The organism is Shinella sp. G-2, assembly GCF_050172695.1.
Lineage (GTDB): Bacteria > Pseudomonadota > Alphaproteobacteria > Rhizobiales > Rhizobiaceae > Shinella.
On record NZ_JBBEYH010000001.1, the window covers coordinates 196,071 to 211,073 of the forward strand.

Annotated in this window: 29 protein-coding genes; 26 read left to right on the top strand and 3 right to left on the bottom strand. The window is 62.8% G+C overall.

Annotated elements, in window-relative coordinates; genetic code table 11:
- Positions 1 to 34 precede the first annotated feature (34 nt).
- Positions 35 to 652 (top strand): AAA family ATPase, encoded by a 618-nt coding sequence (locus V8U06_RS00940; protein ID WP_427139109.1) that lies wholly within the window; start codon positions 35 to 37, stop codon positions 650 to 652.
- A 137-nt stretch (positions 653 to 789) separates the two neighbouring features.
- On the opposite strand, the gene V8U06_RS00945 is transcribed toward V8U06_RS00940, so the two are convergent.
- Together V8U06_RS00945 and V8U06_RS00950 are read right to left on the bottom strand one after the other, a co-directional pair.
- Positions 790 to 1,230, bottom strand: a complete 441-nt coding sequence (locus V8U06_RS00945) for a hypothetical protein (RefSeq protein ID WP_427139110.1) — start codon at positions 1,228 to 1,230, stop codon at positions 790 to 792.
- A 7-nt stretch (positions 1,231 to 1,237) separates the two neighbouring features.
- A complete protein-coding gene (locus tag V8U06_RS00950; protein ID WP_427139111.1) occupies positions 1,238 to 1,936 on the bottom strand; it encodes a S24 family peptidase in 699 nt (232 codons plus the stop codon).
- 256 nt (positions 1,937 to 2,192) lie between these two features.
- Here V8U06_RS00950 and V8U06_RS00955 point away from each other — a divergent pair, with 256 nt between their 5' ends.
- The 14 genes from V8U06_RS00955 (at position 2,193) to V8U06_RS01020 (ending at position 9,942) form a co-directional block, all read left to right on the top strand.
- Positions 2,193 to 2,498: a helix-turn-helix domain-containing protein gene (locus tag V8U06_RS00955; protein WP_427139112.1), complete on the top strand. Its 306-nt coding sequence runs from the start codon at positions 2,193 to 2,195 to the stop codon at positions 2,496 to 2,498.
- Positions 2,495 to 3,391, top strand: coding sequence for a ParB/RepB/Spo0J family partition protein (locus tag V8U06_RS00960; RefSeq protein ID WP_427139113.1), 897 nt, complete (start codon positions 2,495 to 2,497; stop codon positions 3,389 to 3,391). The genes V8U06_RS00955 and V8U06_RS00960 overlap by 4 nt, the downstream gene beginning before the upstream one ends.
- Positions 3,391 to 3,849: a hypothetical protein gene (locus V8U06_RS00965; RefSeq protein WP_427139114.1), complete on the top strand. Its 459-nt coding sequence runs from the start codon at positions 3,391 to 3,393 to the stop codon at positions 3,847 to 3,849. Before V8U06_RS00960 ends, V8U06_RS00965 begins: the two co-directional genes overlap by 1 nt.
- Positions 3,846 to 3,992, top strand: coding sequence for a hypothetical protein (locus V8U06_RS00970; protein WP_427139115.1), 147 nt, complete (start codon positions 3,846 to 3,848; stop codon positions 3,990 to 3,992). The genes V8U06_RS00965 and V8U06_RS00970 overlap by 4 nt, the downstream gene beginning before the upstream one ends.
- Positions 3,989 to 4,162 (top strand): hypothetical protein, encoded by a 174-nt coding sequence (locus V8U06_RS00975; protein ID WP_427139116.1) that lies wholly within the window; start codon positions 3,989 to 3,991, stop codon positions 4,160 to 4,162. Before V8U06_RS00970 ends, V8U06_RS00975 begins: the two co-directional genes overlap by 4 nt.
- Complete coding sequence (locus V8U06_RS00980; RefSeq protein WP_427139117.1) at positions 4,159 to 6,351, top strand: DDE-type integrase/transposase/recombinase; 2,193 nt, start codon at positions 4,159 to 4,161, stop codon at positions 6,349 to 6,351. Before V8U06_RS00975 ends, V8U06_RS00980 begins: the two co-directional genes overlap by 4 nt.
- Before the next feature lie 65 nt (positions 6,352 to 6,416).
- Positions 6,417 to 7,163: an AAA family ATPase gene (locus V8U06_RS00985; protein WP_427139118.1), complete on the top strand. Its 747-nt coding sequence runs from the start codon at positions 6,417 to 6,419 to the stop codon at positions 7,161 to 7,163.
- Between the two features lie 2 nt (positions 7,164 to 7,165).
- Positions 7,166 to 7,798 carry a hypothetical protein gene (locus V8U06_RS00990; RefSeq protein WP_427139119.1) on the top strand — a complete coding sequence of 211 codons (633 nt, stop codon included), beginning with the start codon at positions 7,166 to 7,168 and terminating at the stop codon, positions 7,796 to 7,798.
- Positions 7,795 to 8,205 carry a transcriptional regulator gene (locus V8U06_RS00995; protein ID WP_427139120.1) on the top strand — a complete coding sequence of 137 codons (411 nt, stop codon included), beginning with the start codon at positions 7,795 to 7,797 and terminating at the stop codon, positions 8,203 to 8,205. The genes V8U06_RS00990 and V8U06_RS00995 overlap by 4 nt, the downstream gene beginning before the upstream one ends.
- Complete coding sequence (locus tag V8U06_RS01000) at positions 8,202 to 8,468, top strand: hypothetical protein (RefSeq protein WP_427139121.1); 267 nt, start codon at positions 8,202 to 8,204, stop codon at positions 8,466 to 8,468. The genes V8U06_RS00995 and V8U06_RS01000 overlap by 4 nt, the downstream gene beginning before the upstream one ends.
- An 83-nt stretch (positions 8,469 to 8,551) precedes the next feature.
- Complete coding sequence (locus tag V8U06_RS01005) at positions 8,552 to 9,205, top strand: DUF3164 family protein (RefSeq protein ID WP_427139556.1); 654 nt, start codon at positions 8,552 to 8,554, stop codon at positions 9,203 to 9,205.
- A gap of 10 nt (positions 9,206 to 9,215) precedes the next feature.
- Positions 9,216 to 9,458, top strand: a complete 243-nt coding sequence (locus V8U06_RS01010; RefSeq protein ID WP_427139122.1) for a hypothetical protein — start codon at positions 9,216 to 9,218, stop codon at positions 9,456 to 9,458.
- Complete coding sequence (locus tag V8U06_RS01015) at positions 9,455 to 9,712, top strand: hypothetical protein (protein WP_427139123.1); 258 nt, start codon at positions 9,455 to 9,457, stop codon at positions 9,710 to 9,712. Before V8U06_RS01010 ends, V8U06_RS01015 begins: the two co-directional genes overlap by 4 nt.
- Positions 9,709 to 9,942, top strand: a complete 234-nt coding sequence (locus V8U06_RS01020) for a hypothetical protein (RefSeq protein WP_427139124.1) — start codon at positions 9,709 to 9,711, stop codon at positions 9,940 to 9,942. Before V8U06_RS01015 ends, V8U06_RS01020 begins: the two co-directional genes overlap by 4 nt.
- 8 nt (positions 9,943 to 9,950) lie before the next feature.
- On the opposite strand, the gene V8U06_RS01025 is transcribed toward V8U06_RS01020, so the two are convergent.
- Positions 9,951 to 10,703 carry a hypothetical protein gene (locus V8U06_RS01025; RefSeq protein ID WP_427139125.1) on the bottom strand — a complete coding sequence of 251 codons (753 nt, stop codon included), beginning with the start codon at positions 10,701 to 10,703 and terminating at the stop codon, positions 9,951 to 9,953.
- An 80-nt stretch (positions 10,704 to 10,783) separates the two neighbouring features.
- Between V8U06_RS01025 and V8U06_RS01030 the strand changes: the two genes are divergently transcribed.
- The 11 genes from V8U06_RS01030 to V8U06_RS01080 all read left to right on the top strand — a co-directional run bounded on the left by V8U06_RS01030 (position 10,784) and on the right by V8U06_RS01080 (position 15,002).
- Entirely contained in the window at positions 10,784 to 11,050 is a 267-nt protein-coding gene (locus tag V8U06_RS01030; protein WP_427139126.1) for a hypothetical protein, read from the top strand.
- Positions 11,047 to 11,703, top strand: a complete 657-nt coding sequence (locus V8U06_RS01035; protein WP_427139127.1) for a regulatory protein GemA — start codon at positions 11,047 to 11,049, stop codon at positions 11,701 to 11,703. Before V8U06_RS01030 ends, V8U06_RS01035 begins: the two co-directional genes overlap by 4 nt.
- Positions 11,700 to 11,900 (top strand): hypothetical protein, encoded by a 201-nt coding sequence (locus tag V8U06_RS01040; RefSeq protein WP_427139128.1) that lies wholly within the window; start codon positions 11,700 to 11,702, stop codon positions 11,898 to 11,900. The genes V8U06_RS01035 and V8U06_RS01040 overlap by 4 nt, the downstream gene beginning before the upstream one ends.
- Positions 11,897 to 12,106 (top strand): hypothetical protein, encoded by a 210-nt coding sequence (locus tag V8U06_RS01045; protein WP_427139129.1) that lies wholly within the window; start codon positions 11,897 to 11,899, stop codon positions 12,104 to 12,106. The genes V8U06_RS01040 and V8U06_RS01045 overlap by 4 nt, the downstream gene beginning before the upstream one ends.
- The gene (locus V8U06_RS01050; protein ID WP_427139130.1) at positions 12,099 to 12,488 is read left to right on the top strand and encodes a helix-turn-helix domain-containing protein; all 390 of its coding nucleotides are present in this window, start codon (positions 12,099 to 12,101) and stop codon (positions 12,486 to 12,488) included. The genes V8U06_RS01045 and V8U06_RS01050 overlap by 8 nt, the downstream gene beginning before the upstream one ends.
- Positions 12,489 to 12,593: 105 nt before the next feature.
- On the top strand, positions 12,594 to 13,316 hold the full coding sequence (locus V8U06_RS01055) for a TIGR02594 family protein (RefSeq protein ID WP_427139131.1): 723 nt from the start codon (positions 12,594 to 12,596) through the stop codon (positions 13,314 to 13,316).
- Entirely contained in the window at positions 13,313 to 13,576 is a 264-nt protein-coding gene (locus tag V8U06_RS01060; protein ID WP_427139132.1) for an NAD(P)+ transhydrogenase beta chain, read from the top strand. The genes V8U06_RS01055 and V8U06_RS01060 overlap by 4 nt, the downstream gene beginning before the upstream one ends.
- Positions 13,573 to 13,935 (top strand): hypothetical protein, encoded by a 363-nt coding sequence (locus V8U06_RS01065; protein WP_427139133.1) that lies wholly within the window; start codon positions 13,573 to 13,575, stop codon positions 13,933 to 13,935. The genes V8U06_RS01060 and V8U06_RS01065 overlap by 4 nt, the downstream gene beginning before the upstream one ends.
- A 210-nt stretch (positions 13,936 to 14,145) precedes the next feature.
- Positions 14,146 to 14,367, top strand: a complete 222-nt coding sequence (locus tag V8U06_RS01070) for a TraR/DksA C4-type zinc finger protein (RefSeq protein ID WP_427139134.1) — start codon at positions 14,146 to 14,148, stop codon at positions 14,365 to 14,367.
- Entirely contained in the window at positions 14,364 to 14,696 is a 333-nt protein-coding gene (locus V8U06_RS01075; protein ID WP_427139135.1) for a DUF2730 family protein, read from the top strand. The genes V8U06_RS01070 and V8U06_RS01075 overlap by 4 nt, the downstream gene beginning before the upstream one ends.
- 12 nt (positions 14,697 to 14,708) lie before the next feature.
- On the top strand, positions 14,709 to 15,002 hold the full coding sequence (locus tag V8U06_RS01080; RefSeq protein ID WP_427139136.1) for a hypothetical protein: 294 nt from the start codon (positions 14,709 to 14,711) through the stop codon (positions 15,000 to 15,002).
- The last annotated feature ends 1 nt before the right edge of the window (position 15,003 follow it).

Genomic DNA, 15,003 nt, shown 5'->3' on the forward strand with positions numbered 1-15,003 from the left:
CCCATCCTGCCAGTCTGATGCGGCGGTACGGGTTATGGCAGTCATATCGATAGCGAACGCCAAGGGCGGCTCGGGCAAGACCACGGCGGCGGTTCTGCTGGCGAGCGAACTCGTGCAGCGCGGCGCGCGCACGGCGCTTCTCGATTGCGACGAGCTGAAGCTGGCGGCGAGCTGGGCGCGGGCAGCCCGCCTGGGCGAGGCGCTGACGCTGGTCGACACCATCGCCGCCTCCAATCTTGCCACGCATCTGCGGGCGCTGCGCGCCGGGCATCACCATATCGTCATCGACTTCTCGGGCGCGCGCGACGCGCTGGTGGCGCTGGCGGCAGGCGTGTCCGATCTCGTGCTGGTGCCCGTGCAGGGCTGCGCCATGGATAGCCGCGGGGCCGCTCATGTGCTGGAACTCGTGGATCTCGTCAGCGCCAATGCACATATGCCGATCGAGCGCGCCGTCGTGCTCTCCCGCGTCAACCCGCTCGTCACGACTCGTGCGCTGCGCAATGTGAAGGTCATGCTCGACGCGGCGAAAATCCCCGTCGTCCCGACGCCTCTCATCGAGCGCAGTGCCTTCCGCGACATGTTCGAGACCGGCGGCACGCTCCATACGATGGGCGAGGGGCGGGTGAGCAATCTCGAAAAGGCCGTGCTGTAACCCGCAAGATCACATGGCACTTACGGGAATATCCGGGATTTAACGGGAATTGGCGGGAGAGGCCCGGAAGATCAGGCGCTTGAGCGTGATAGCGCGGAATACGGGGAAAAATCGTCGCGCAAGTTCAAATGGCACAATTAGCCCCCAGACGCGCTCCATTCAGCGAGGCTTTTTCCGTCGAGCGTTACGTTACTCGCCAAGGCCGCGTCTTCCTTGCCGTCGATCGTAAAATATTCGCACGTCGTCCGGTTGCGGAGGGGCGCGCCAAATGCATTTTTCGCGTCATATTCGATGGTCTTCGCGTACAGCGTCACCTTCTCCGGCGCTGCGTCGACCTCTTTCATGAAAACGGCGGTTTCCTCGGCGGAATAGCCTTGTCGACGGAATTTGAAGACGACGTCCTCCCGCCGAGAAATCTGCTCCTCGGTCTCCCGGAGCGATACCCGGTCGTATGAGGTGGGTGAGCGAAGTCGTTGCTTGATGGCATCCTCGCAGGCTGTGAGGACCTGCGAGCCGAAGGGCTTACAGCCCGTCAGGACTGCGCAAACAGAAGCAAATACAAACACGTAGCGGCGCATTGAAGACCTATATAGTTCGGCCGAACCACATTACGCGGCCCGCGATTTGCAGGTCGGGAACTTCGTCCGGCGGCACCGTTTCCGGCGGATGGCGCGGATTGTCTGAAACGAGTGTGACCGACCCGTTGCGCATCAGGCTAACTCGCTTCACGAGCAGATTTCCCGCGTAAACAATAACATAGATCGCATTATCTCGGACCTGATCAATCGTCGTGTCGACGATGACGACATCGCCGTCACGCAATGTCGGCTCCATACTGTCCCCTTTGATCGGGAGGATATGCGCTCCACTCGGAGTAATGCCCTGCTGCCGCAGCCACCGCTCATTAAAGGCAACGAAATCAGTCGGCTGTTCGTTGAGAGCCAAGGCCCCAGGTCCAGCAGATGGCCTCACATCCGAAAGTACGGGCAGCCAGACCCATTCCTCATAGGCCTCTGCCATCCGCTTCTGCTCTTCAAGCGTCAATGAGACCGGACCACCTTGGAAATCAACGTCCAGACGCATAGGGCCCCGCTCAGATACCAGCCAATCTAAAGTTACATTGGCAGCTTCTGCGATCGCCTGCAGCTTGTCTAGCCCCGGCATCGAGCCTTCCAGGTATCGGCGTAACGTCGAATCGCCGACCCCACTTTTTTTCGCAAATGCGTGAATTGTTGTCCCTGATAGCGCGATTTCGAGCCGCTGCGCGAAAGTCGTATTGGGCATTTGTGTAACTCTGACCCCTCGTCAGACTTGAGAAATCCACCGAAATCAGCCTCTTTCGAACGCAAATTCAATGGCTTGCCTGACATTTGTGGACTTCACGCAAAGCGAAAAAGTCTGACGCGAGAAATCGCGCAATACGGTTGACTTATTCGCGCTATTGCGCAAAATCGTGTTGCAACATTGTTTGAACGCCGTTTGAACACCGACACCCAGGCCAACGACCTTTCGCAGAGGTCAGAAAAAACAGGGAGCCATCATGACGACCACGAAGAAGTGGGATCGCCGGGCCATCAAAGACGAGCTGCTCCGTCAGAACAAAACGCTGACGGGGATCGCACGCGATAAGGGCCTCAACGAGAGCGCTTGCCGCCAGGGTATCATTGGAGCGAGCCGCAAAGGCGCTGAGGCTATTGCCGAAGCCCTTGGCGTTCCATTCCGCGATATGTTCCCGGACGCCTACACACTCGGCCGTCACGACGAGGGAAACACTACCAGCAAGAAGACAGCTCGCGATAGCGCAAAAACCCCTCGCGGCATTGACAGCGCGCGGAGCCTCGCATGAATGCGCTGTCTAAAATCTCGCAGGACGTGAACATCGCTCCGCAGCCTACCACCGGTAGCCTGCAAACGATCGAAATCGCCGCAATCGACGTCGCGCCGAATCACCGCAAGCCTGACCCGGATTGGGTTGCGGCCTTGCGTGAGGACATGATGCACCGCGGCCACCACACGCCCATCCAGGTCGTCGACCTCGGCGGGCGGTATCAGCTCATCAAGGGCCTTCGTCGCATGCTCGCCGTCGAGCAGCTCGGCCACGTCTACATCGACGCCCTCGTTCAGTCGCCCGCGCAGTTCGGTTCGGACGCGGCTCTTCGCCTTCGCCAGATTTCCGCGCAGATCATGCGCCGGGAACTCAGCGTTCTTGACCGCGCCGTGAACGTCGCGTCCTGGCGAGCGATCTACGAGACGACGACCGGCATGATCCGGCCCGGCCGGAAATCTATTAGGGTCAAGTTTGACCCTAATTCGGAAGAGAGCCTTGAAGAGCACGCTGAGCTTTTCTCCGGCACCTTCTCGGAGGCCGCCCAGCGCGCCCTTGGTCTGAACAAAGAAGCCGTCAAACGCTACCTGCGCATCGCCAAGATCGACGCTCCCGTTGTCGATCGCATCGCGCTCCATTCGATCGCCGACAATCAATCCGAACTGCTGGCGCTGGCCGCCGAGACGGCGGACCGGCAGGGAGCGATCGCCGACCTGCTCTTGTCTCAGCCTGCCGGCGCCAGCAGCGTGGCCGGGGCCATCTACGTCATCGACGGGACCGCTCCGGCTCCGGTGCTCGCTCCCTGGGAGCGCTTCTCGGAACGCTTCACGTCGCTACGGCCGCCGGAGCAGGAGCGGTTCTTTGACGTCCATGCGGCCGCCATCGAGCGCTGGCGCGCGAAGCGGAGCAACTAATGACCCGCAAGCGCGACCCTTTCACGGTCGATCTCTTCAGCGATCTCAAGCCCGCTCCCGTCGTCGATCGCTTCGACGGCGAGGACGTCAAGGCTTGGTCGCTGGCCGGTCGACTGGCGAAGGCGGTGGCGCGGACCATGGAGGCAAGCGGCAAGTCTCGTGACGAGATCGCCGCCGAGATGACCGAGGTCACGAAGACCGACGTCTCCAAGGCCATGCTGGACGCCTATGCCAGCCAGGCGCGCGAAAAGCATTCGATATCCGCCCTGCGCCTCGCGGCGTTGGCGATCGTCACCGGCGACGCCCGGGCCTTCAACACGCTTCTGGAAGAGGCTGGGCTCATCGTCGTCCCCCAAAAATACGAAGCACTCCTCCGCCGTGAACGGGCACGCGAACTGCGCGACCAGTTGGAACGGGAGGAGAAGGCCGCGGATGCCGAATGGAGGGCAAACCGTTGATCAGGGAATTGTTCCGAGAACTGCTCAACCTCGACCGGGAGGACATCGCCGCGGTCGTCGCCATAGCGCTCTTCACCACGGTCGTGTGCCTCGGTGCTGGCGAGATTTCCGAACTCATCCTGGCAGCGAGGATCGCACGATGACCGGCGCCATCCAACTGACGGAGCGCGAGGTCGTGATGCTGGTGATGCTCGCCATCACCACCGTCTGGGCCCTCAGCGCCACTCTTGTCGCCGTCCATCTCACCGGCCAGCGCAGCATCATTGCGTGGCTTGTCGACGATCTCCGCCGCACCTTCCGGGGGGAAGAATGAGCATGAAGGTCTGGCTCACCGCCCGCGAGATCGCCGAACAGCAGCTTCCCGACCTGCCGACATCGGAGAGCGCCGTCATCCGTCTCGCCAAACGCGAAAACTGGAACACGCATCCCTGCTATGTCCGTGACCGCGCCGCGGTTGGTGGCGGCATGGAGTACGATTACCGCCTGCTGCCGACGCTCGCCCAGGTCGCCTATCTGCAGCGGCACATGGTTGTCGGCACGGAGACCACGGAGGCCGAGGCCTCGGCGTCGGTACCGGCGCCCGCCACCGTCAGCAATCGCGCCGCCATGGAACGCGATGCGCGGCTCGCAGTGCTCGGCGCGTTCGATCGCTTTAGCCGCGGCATGCGTCTGCACCAGCGCGCCTGCATGCAGATATTCTGCGATCGCTACGAGCTGGGCATGATCAAGGTGGACGATTGGGTCAAGGACGTCGTCCCCTGCGTCTCCAAGCGCACGCTCGCTCGCTGGCGCTCCCTCAAGAACGCGGGCGCGCAGAACGCGCTTGCTGTCGATCGCTCCAAGGCGCGCGCCGGCACGGGTGTTCTCGACATCGCCAATGACGGCAAGGTCCGCAACTTCCTTCTGGCGTTGGTCGCCAAGGCCCCGCAGTTGGCGGCCTCGGACGTGCGGACGCAGTGCCGCTATGAGTTCGGTGACACCCTGGAGGTGGTTTCGAAGGGCGTTCAAAAAACGATCGACCTGCCACCGATCCGCACCTTCCAGCATTTCCTGAAGGTGCTGAAGGAGAGCCACGCCGTCGAGCTGACGAAGCTCACCAATCCCGACAAGTTCCGCTCGACGATGGCGCTGTCCGGCGTCGGCACCCTGCGCCACATCACCGAGCCGAACGCCCTCTGGCAGATCGACGCCTCGCCGGTGGACGCGCTTTGCACCGACGGCCGCCATTCGATCTATTGCTGTATCGACATCGCGACACGCCGGTCCGTCTGGTACGTCTCCAAGACCCCGCGCGCCTCCGCCGTCGCACTGCTTATGCGAAAGGCAATCCTCGCCTGGGGCAAGCCTGACGCAGTGAAGACGGACAACGGTTCGGATTTCGTTGCCCGCGACACGAAACGGCTCTTCGCCTCGGTCGCGATCGAAGCCGTGATTTCGGACGCCTACAGCCCCGAGCAGAAGGGGCATGTCGAGCGGATGATCAAGACCTTCCAGCACAAGTTCGCAGTGCTCCTGCCGGGATACGTCGGCCACAACGTCACCGACCGCAAGGCGATCGAAGACCGCAAGAGCTTCGCTGCCCGTCTCGGCCAGGACGATGCAGAGACCTTCGGCGTTGCCCTCTCGGGCGCAGAGCTGCAGGAAGCCGTCGATCGCTGGGCCACCACGATTTACCAGCACGAACCGCATGCCGGCCTTGCCGGCCGCACACCGTTCCAGGTTGCCGCGTCATCGACAGCGCCGATCCGAACGATCGACGAACGCGCCCTGGACGTTCTGCTGATGCCGGTTGCCGGGAACGATGGTCACCGCCGCGTGACGAAGTTCGGCATCCGCATCGACCACTACCACTATATCGCCGCGACGATCCTGCCCGGTACCGACGTCTTCGTCCGCCGCGATCCGAACGACATGGGCCGCGTGCACGCTTTCACGCTCGACGGCGGCACCTATTTGGGTGAGGCCATCTGCGCCGAGCTGGCTGGTATCCATCCTGAGACGTGGGTGAAAGCGCAGAAGGAACTGCAGGCGGATATCATCCGGGAGAAGACGTCGGAGATCCGCAAAGGCATGCGCGAGATCGCCAAGGGACCGGCGCTCTACGAACGCGCCCTGTCGGTTGCCGCCCGCGACATTCCGAACGTCATCGCGTTGCCGAAGCGCGAAGAGCGGCACGAGACCCCGCAGATTGCGGCCGCACTCGACATCACGCCCGGCCCGAAGGCTGCGGCCTCCGTCGCCAGCGACGCCCAGCGCGAGATCGTGCTTGCGGACCTCGCTCCGCAGCGGCCCGCGGCCAACGTCACCCCCATTCGCACCGAACCCACATCCGCCCAGCGCTTCCGCGCCGCGCTCGACATCGAGCAGCGCCATGCAGCGGGCGAGTTGGTCGATGCAGACAAGCTCATCTGGCTCGGATCGTACCGCGAGAGCGCCGAATACAAGGCGCAGCGGGCCATGTGGGAAGACTTCGGCGATCAGGCGCCGGGACTGCGTACCTGAAAGAAAACGCCCCGCTGGCGGCAACCAGCGGGGCGGGACTGAAGATCAAACTTAAGGACTGAATCATGAATGCATTGAGCAAACCTGTCAATCCCGGCTTCGGCTCGGTGGCGCCCCTGAAGAACGTCGCCGAATGCCTTGCCGTCGCGCAGAAGATCATCGACCGCCCGGTTGGCGTCGATGGTCTTGGCGTCTTCTTCGGGCCTAGCGGTTACGGAAAGTCGAAGGCCAGCCAGTACGTCCAGAACAAGACCAAGGCCCTCTATATCGAGGTGTTTGACTACTGGACGAAAAAGGTCCTCGTTGAGTCCATCCTTGCGGAACTCGGCGTCGACAAGCCGCGCGGATCGATCGCCGACATGATGCGCCAGATCCTGCGGATGCTGCAGGACGATCCGAACCGGCTCCTCATCGTCGATGAGGCCGACAAGCTCGTGGACAAGGGCCTGATCGAGTACATCCGCGACATCTACAAGGGCGCGCGTATTCCGGTGCTCCTGGTCGGCGAGGAGCGCTTGCCGGACAAGCTGAAAGCCTATGAGCGCTGCGAAAACCGCGTGACGGCTTTCGGCATGGCGAACCCTTGCGACCTGGACGACGCGCAGGCGCTCGCCAGCATCTATCAGCGCCAGCTCCGCGTTCAGGACGATCTGCTCTCCCATATCGTAAGGGAGACCAACGGCGTCACCTCCCGCGTCGTCACGACGCTTGCTGAGGTCGGCCAGTTCGCCCGTGCCCGCCAGCTCTCCGAGATATCGCTCGAGCAATATACCGGCCCGATCTTCACCGGCCGCGCACCGCGGAGGAAGTGACCATGCGGAAGCTCCTCAAGCTCAGCGTTTCGGGCACCACGCCGATCCAACATGGCATGGATCACATGTGGTCGGTCATCCTCGACCTCACCCGCGAAACTGACGTCTTCCTGTATTCCGACGTCACCGGCCGATACGACCAGGCGCATCGTACCCGTGTCGCCAATGACCTCGCCAAGCTCGTCGCCTGCGGTTTTCTCGAACGTCTGCAGGAGAAGGCATCGCCTCGTGGTGCACGGCCTTATCGGCTGTTGCAGCGCCAGAGCGAAACGCCAGTCCTGCGCGACGACGGGAAAGGCAGGAGCACGGTCGGCCAAGGTCTCCAGAACATGTGGAACGTCATGCGCCGGGCACGGGGCGGTTTCACGGTCAACGACTTGGCGATCGAAGCCAGCACCGACGATTGCGTCGTGAAGTACGACAACGCGAACAGCTACTGCCGCGCGCTTGAACGCGCCGGCATCCTCAAGAAGATGAAGGCGGGCAAAGGCTCGACCGGCCGCGCCCTCTATGTGCTGCTCGGTTCGGCCAATACCGGCCCGAAGCCGCCCCGCCGCTACAAGGCGTCCTTCATCCTGGACGAGAACCAGAACCGCATCATCGGCCCTGCAGAAGCCGAGGAGATCGCGCCATGACGCTCATCCCATCCGCGCGGCCGGTGACGGACTATCTCGCGAAGGTCGAAGCTGCCTGGGGCAACGCCGCCCCCGATTGGGTGCTGGTGCTTGCGAGCGCCTGCACCAAGGACAGCCAGAGCGCCGTTGCTCGAAAGGTCGGCTATTCCGCCCCGACGATCAGCGCCGTCCTCGGCAACACCTACAAGGGCAATCTTCCGAAGGTCGAGGAGGCCGTGCGCTGGCAGCTTATCGGCGACACCGTGTCCTGCCCGATGCTCGGCGCCATCCGCAAGAATGAATGCCTGGAATGGCAGGCCAAGCCCTACGCGGCGACCTCGTCCCATCGGGTCGAAATGTATCGCGCCTGCCGGGACGGGTGCCCCTACAGCCGCATCCCCACACAAACCGAGGAGATCACATCGTGACCGATTTCATTTCCACCGAGCTGAAGGCCCTCGCAATTCGGTTCGGCGACCATGACCATGAGGGGCTGGTTATGACCGGCGAGGAGCTGTGGAAGCTCGCCCAGCACCTTCGTGTCATCGCCGACGCGGCATTTCTCCTGGAGCGCGAGGTTGTCCGTCGTCGGCGCGCCGATGAGGAGCGCCAGCCGCGCGACCGGATCACTGCCGCCCTGGCCGTGCCCGGCACCAATGTCCTGCACCTCTTCCCCAAGGGAAATGCGTGATGGCCGCAGTCTCTCCCACCTCCGAACTCAATCGGCGCGGCGATTTTGCCGCGCTTCAAACCGGCTTTGAAAGGTCTTTGAACATGGATGCAATCATTCTGGAAGAACGCCCCGACACCGGCATCACCGTCGTCAAGGGCAAGGACTACATGACCGATGCCAGGGGCTCGCTTGTGCCCGTTGAGCTGATCAAGCCCGCCGACAAACTGGAAGACGAGGTCGTTCGGAAGGTCATTGGCTTCGCCGGTGACATCTCCGCGCAGATCGCCCGCTTCCGGCTCCACTGCATGGAAGACCTCGACGGGTTCGACGGCCTCCTGGAGCAGGAATACGGAGCCAAGAAAGGCGGGGCGAAGGGCAATCGCACCTACCAATCGTTCGACGGGCTCCTGAAGGTGCAGGTCGCGATCAACGACTTCGAAGAATACGGCCCGCAGCTCCAGACGGCAAAAGCGCTGATCGTCGAGTATCTCAACGAGATCACCTCGGATAGCAGCGCCGAGATCCGCGCCCTTATCACGAAGGCGTTCAATACCGATAAGGCGGGCAAGGTCGACCGCTCCGAGATCCAAAAGCTGACGAAGCTGCAGATCGACGATCCGCGCTGGAAGGAGGCCATGCGCGCCATCGAGGAGGCGAAGCGCATCAACTATTCGAAGCAGTACATCCGCTTCTATCAGCGTGCCTCTCTGAACCACCAGTGGGTCCCGATTACCGTTGACATGGCGAAGGCGTGAGGGCTGGACCATGGCCAAGAGAACAACGAAGCCAGGGCATCGACGCCTCAAAGGACAATGGACACCGAAGCGCGCGCATGCCTTCTGCCTCTCGCGCGTCAAGACGATCGAGCTTCTTCTTGAGGAGATCGCGGCGACCTACAATGACATCGACCAGACCGTCGTCTACGAGATCGATCGTCTCCGGGACGAACAGTTGCCGCAGCTCGGCCGCACGCTGGACGAGGCACTGGAAGAAGGGCGCACGCTATGACCCGCGCCCTCATTTCCACCCGTGAGCGTAAGCTGCTCGATCTCAAGCGCTGCCCTTGCTGCGGAGCCGCGCGCGTCGAGGCCTCTGGGGGGCGCAACGCCGATATCGCCTTTGCGTGCGGAGGCCGCTTTCATCTCGACGCGAATGCCGAGATCGCACCGGCGGACGTCTGCCCGTCCGGCTCCTATGTCGCTGCCAAGGCCCTCAACGACGAAGCGCTTGCCGAGGTGCGGGCGATGGTAGGTGCGGCATGAGGCACTTTCGCGATCTCGACGACGTCATCGCCGCCCTTGCCGCCGAGGCTGAAAATCTCGGCCAGGAGGTGCAGCGCCGGCCGGACGGCACCTTCCTGATCTTCAAGATCGACTGCGAGTGCGGGGCTCACGCGGTCACCGAGGTCAACCTCGCCAATACCGCAGCCGCAATTTGGAGTGCATTTGATCGAGGTTCAGAACCTACCTCGCGCGGGGTATATGGCTCATGAAGACGAGGTCACCGCTCAATTTTGTAGGTGCGAGCAAGTCGACGCATTGCTTCGAAAATCGGCTCGCTGTGATTTACATAGTACGAAACGAAGCCTTCGATCCGTTCTTCGCCGCCCTCATTGCAGAAAACGTCATATTCGAAGTGACGAACGTCGTCGGCGCTATGTCGCCCTTCTCCATGGAAGTAGTTGTAGGCTATCTCGACGCTCTGCAGGACATTGTCGACGCGTTTCCGGAGGTCCCAGACACGGTGGTTCAAGTCAGCGTCAAAGAGCGCCGCTCCCTCCAGGAAGTGCGGTCGCTTCAGCAACGCGGCTATATTGTTTACCTCGCTTCGGATAGAGGAGATTTCGAACCGAAGCGGCGAGCTAAGATGGTTCGGATCGTTCCGGCGTGCGACCACGTTTTCAAGGTCGGTGCGGAGGTTCTTGCGGCTGTTCATAAGCTCCTTGAATTGTGGGTAGAGCGCTCTGTCTACCTTCAAGGTGTCAGCCCTAAGCGCCAGAGCGATCTGCTCGGAATGCCGACGCGCCGCCTGACGTTCCGTTTGTTCCATGGTGAAAACGGTCCACATTGCCGCAGCGACGGCGAAGATGCCTGCGAACAGCGTTTGGAAATCGAACAAAACCGTTCGCCAGGCATCCTCGCCACTACGCGCGCTCTGTTCCGGCGCATCCCCGAACATAACAGGCAAAACTACCGCCGCTCCGATAGCGATAGCTGCGGCGGTCGCAAAAGCTCTTTGATGTTGCATCGTCATCCCCACGCACCTCGGCAAGGGACAATGGCTATATCGACGCCGCTGTTCAAGCTTCCTGCGGCTTTTGCGGGGGAGCCCATATGAACGGTATCTATTTTGGCGAGGGCGTCTGCCTGCGAGCATATTCCTCCGCGTCGAAAGGCACGAACGCGACCATCAAGATCGAGTTGGAGACCACTGACAGATACGATCTAGCAGACATCTTGCGTCAGCTCGACGCTATCGCCCTCAAGCAGAAAAAGGCGACGAAGACGATTAGGCAGGGTCAGACCAATGCCACGGGGACGAAACCAACAAATGGTTCGACCCCCCACGGGGTCGATCGTGACCAGGAGGTTGAGCGATGACCTCCACCGTCGCCGCCATCTTCGTTGGCTTCAAGCAGCTTGGCATTGCTGACGAAACCGATCAGCGCGCCATCTATTCCCGCGTCACCGGCAAACCCCGGTTGAGCCTCATGAAGCCGCCGGAAAAGGACGCCGTGCTTGCCGAGCTGCGCCGGCTCGGTTTCACGACTGTGCCGCGCCGCGCCAACGGGCGGCAGCAGCTCACCGGCCGCGCCGCGAAAAAGGTCCAGGCGCTTTGGATCGCCGGTTGGAACCTCGGCGTGTTCGACAGCCGGGACGACGCCGCGCTGATCGCCTTCGTGAAACGCCAGACCGGCCTTGATCACGCGAGCTGGCTGCACCAGGCCGGCGACACCATTGCCGTCGTGGAGGCGCTGAAGGCGTGGATCACCCGTGAAGCTGGCGTCGATTGGAGCCCGACGGGCAAACGCGACGCCGCCTATCTCGGGCGCTACGGCTACAAGATCGCCTGGGCGCAATGGCGCATTCTCCATCCCGGCGCCGACCGGATCGCGCGGAAAGGTTTCGACACGTTCGTGGTCGCGACCACCGGCACGACGGGCATGTGGACCGAGATCTCCGATGCCGAGTGGCAGAAGGTCATGAACGCCCTCGGTCCGCAGGTCCGGGCTGCCAGGAAGGCCAAGCCATGACCGGCCGCACCGACATATCCGCCCTGCAGGCCATCATCGTCGACGCGGAAAAGCGCGTCGCCAGCGCCCAGGACGAACTTAGCCAGTCGGCCGCAATCCTCGCCCATCGTGTCGGCCCTCTCGCCACCGCGCACCGGCTGGCGGAACTCGCCCTGGAATTTCACGAGCTGGCACAACAGGAGGTGCCGTCGCCATGAACACGCCCGCGCTGCCGTTGTTTGAAGTCGAGACTTTGAACGCCATTCGAGAGGAGCGTGAAGCCCTCTTGAAGCGGCTCAGGCGCGGAGGCGTGGACGCGCACACCCGGATGCGGCGGGAAGAAAAACTCAAGACCCTGACGGCTCGACAGATCGAGATCGAGACGACTTGCGGCATCGGCCGCACGGCTGGCCGGCATGATTGATCGCTCTACCGACCGCATGTGGATGACGCCGCTGCTCAACCAGATCGCCGATGTGGCTGGTGAGCGGGCGGCGCTTCTGCTTGGCTCGGAGAAGGCCGGTCTGCAGATCTACATCCCCGACCGGGTGCCGCACGATCACTGGCTGGCCGTCCTGGTCGGCGCCGAGGCGGCCGATGCCATCGCGGCCAAATGGGGCACGCAGCACATCACCATACCCGTCGCGATGAACGGAGATCGCCGCCGCCGTGCCGCCGTGATTGCCGAACTGATCAAAAAGGGTTACTCCAACAACGAAATCGTCCGCATGACGGGCGTCTCTCGTCGCACGGTCACCGACCACCGCAGCAAGCAGGTCGACGATAGCCAAGGCTCCCTTTTCTGAGCCGCAGCGCAATTCTGCGCTTCTGACTTTCCGTTTTCCCCAGCCCATTGTCCCCCGAGTTGCACGCCTTGATCCCAAGGCGCTTTTTCGTTCCGGGGGACATAGATGGCCACCACTTTTGACCAGTGGGTCGAGGCGCGCCTTTTGGCGCATGGCGCGTATGCGGGCACCGTCGACGGCGCGCCCGGACGCCGGACGATCGAAGCGCTGGAGCGGTTCCAGCGGGCGGAAGGCCTGCTCGTCACCGGCATGGCGAATAGTGCGACCGTGGAGGCCCTGCGCCGTTCAACGGCACGCTCCGCCCCCCTGCAGGCGCCCGCGGTCCCTGCAGAGCCGGTCTGGATGCGCGAAGCCCGTCGTCATATGGGTCTGCGCGAGGTTCCTGGTCCGGGCTCCAATCCGGTCATTATCGGCTGGGCCAAGCGCGTTGGCGGCTGGGTGGCCAACTTCTATCGCGATGACGATACGCCTTGGTGCGGTCTTGCAGTTGCGGCCTGGATCGCAATCACTCTTCCGAAAGAGAGCCTTCCGGCCAATCCGCTCGGCGCGCTCAATTGGAGGAAGTTCGGCGTTGCCCTGGCGGAGCCGGCCCTCGGTGCGATCCTCGTTTTCAAGCGCGACGGCGGTGGCCATGTCGGTGAATATGCCGGCGAGGACGATACGCATTTCCATGTGCTCGGCGCCAATCAGAACAACTCCGTCTCCATCACGCGGATCTCGAAGGATCGGCTCGTTGCCGTCCGTTGGCCGTCGACGGCTGATCTGCCGACCGGCGGTCGCGTTCGGCTGACGGCGAAGGGTGTGCCCGTCACGAGGAACGAGGCATGACGCCCCGCCCGAGTTATCGCACAACGAAGCGCCAGATCGCGTTCAACACGGCCTCCGCGTGGATCGTCATTCTTCTGGTCTGCGCGGGTGCCGTCTCCGGCGTCCAGCAGGCGGTCGATATCGCCAGCATCGTTGTCCCGTCGATGGTGATGCTGATCGCGGCTCTGCTCGGCATCCACCGGGTGACCGGATCGATGGACTATCGCGCCGCCCAGGAGCATGCCGGCGAAGCCGCAGATCAACCGGGAGCGGCCGCATGATGGCGCTCCTCAACAGGGCAGCGCTGCCGGCCTTCGCGGCGGCAGCGCTGCTGCTCACCTTCGGCCTGATCATGCTCTTCGTCGTGTCGCGCATCGACACGCTGATCGACCGCGCCGTGACCTCGGCCGTCGCCGGCCGCGATGCGCATTGGATCGCCGAGATCGAGCGGACCAATGCCCAGGCGCTCCGGCGCGTCGCCGACCAGGCGCAAGCCGCACTTGCCATCGAGGCAGCAGCCAACGACCGCGTGCGCGCCGTCGAAGCCCAACTATCCGAACTGGAGACTGCCAATGCGGCCTTGCCTGCTGGCGATGCTTGCGGCCTCGGCCGTGATCGCGTCCGCCTGCTCCCCCGATAGCCCGACGCCGGTCATCCGCGCCGATCTGCGCGCGGCGACCTTGCCGGCCGCCGCGCGCCAATCTTGCCCGCGTCCGCGCAGCCTGCCGGATCGTGACATGACCTCCCAGGAGGTCACATCCACCTGGGGCGCGGATCGAGCCGCGCTCCTGACTTGTGAGACGAGACGGGCGGCCGCTGTTGCGGCCGTCGACGCCATGGAGACCAAGCCTTGAGCAACTTTGAAGACCGTTTGGCCCACGCCGACGAACGGGTCACGGCCGAGCGGCAGGCGGAAATCGCCAGAGCCGGCGCCGCCCTCGCGGCTCTCGGTACCGCCGACTGCCAGATGTGCGGTGAACCGATCTCGGCCGCGCGCCGGGAGGCTTTGCCCTCGGCCCGCCGGTGCCTGCAATGCCAGATCAAGGCGGACCGCCGGAGGAAGGGTCGATGATGGACGTTGCACCGCTCGTTCCGTGGATCGGACTTTCGATCTCAATTTTCACGTTGTTCGGCCTCGTCCGCAACGCGCTTACCTCCGGTGAGAAGAAGTTGGAGGAGCGCCTTACCAAGACCGAGAGCAAGCTGATCGACCACGATCGCCGCATCCAGACTGTCGAAGGAGAGATGAAGCATCTCCCGGATCGGGAAACCGCGCACAATCTCCAGATCAGCATGGAGCGCATCGCCGGCCGCCTCGACACCATGGACGAGCGGCTGAAGCCGATCGCGGCGACAAACCATCGTTTGCAGGAATACCTGCTTGAGCAGGTGGGGAAATAAATGGGGACCGTTATGGACATGGAAGAAGAAGCTCGGCTTGCAATTCTGAAAGAGCTTTTCAAAGAGGACAACAAGGCGATGTCGTCGGCACGGATGCAGCGATATCTGCTGACGCGTCTCATGATCGACAAGCCGCGCGAGTGGGTCGAAAGACAATTCACCTATCTCCGTGATATGGGCGCGGTCACCATCGTCCAGGCGGACACCGTCATGGTTGCCCGCCTGGGCGAACGTGGTGATTTTCACCTTCAGGGCCTCGTATCGATCCCCGGCGTCATGAGCCCCAGCGCCCGCGGCGGGGCCTGAC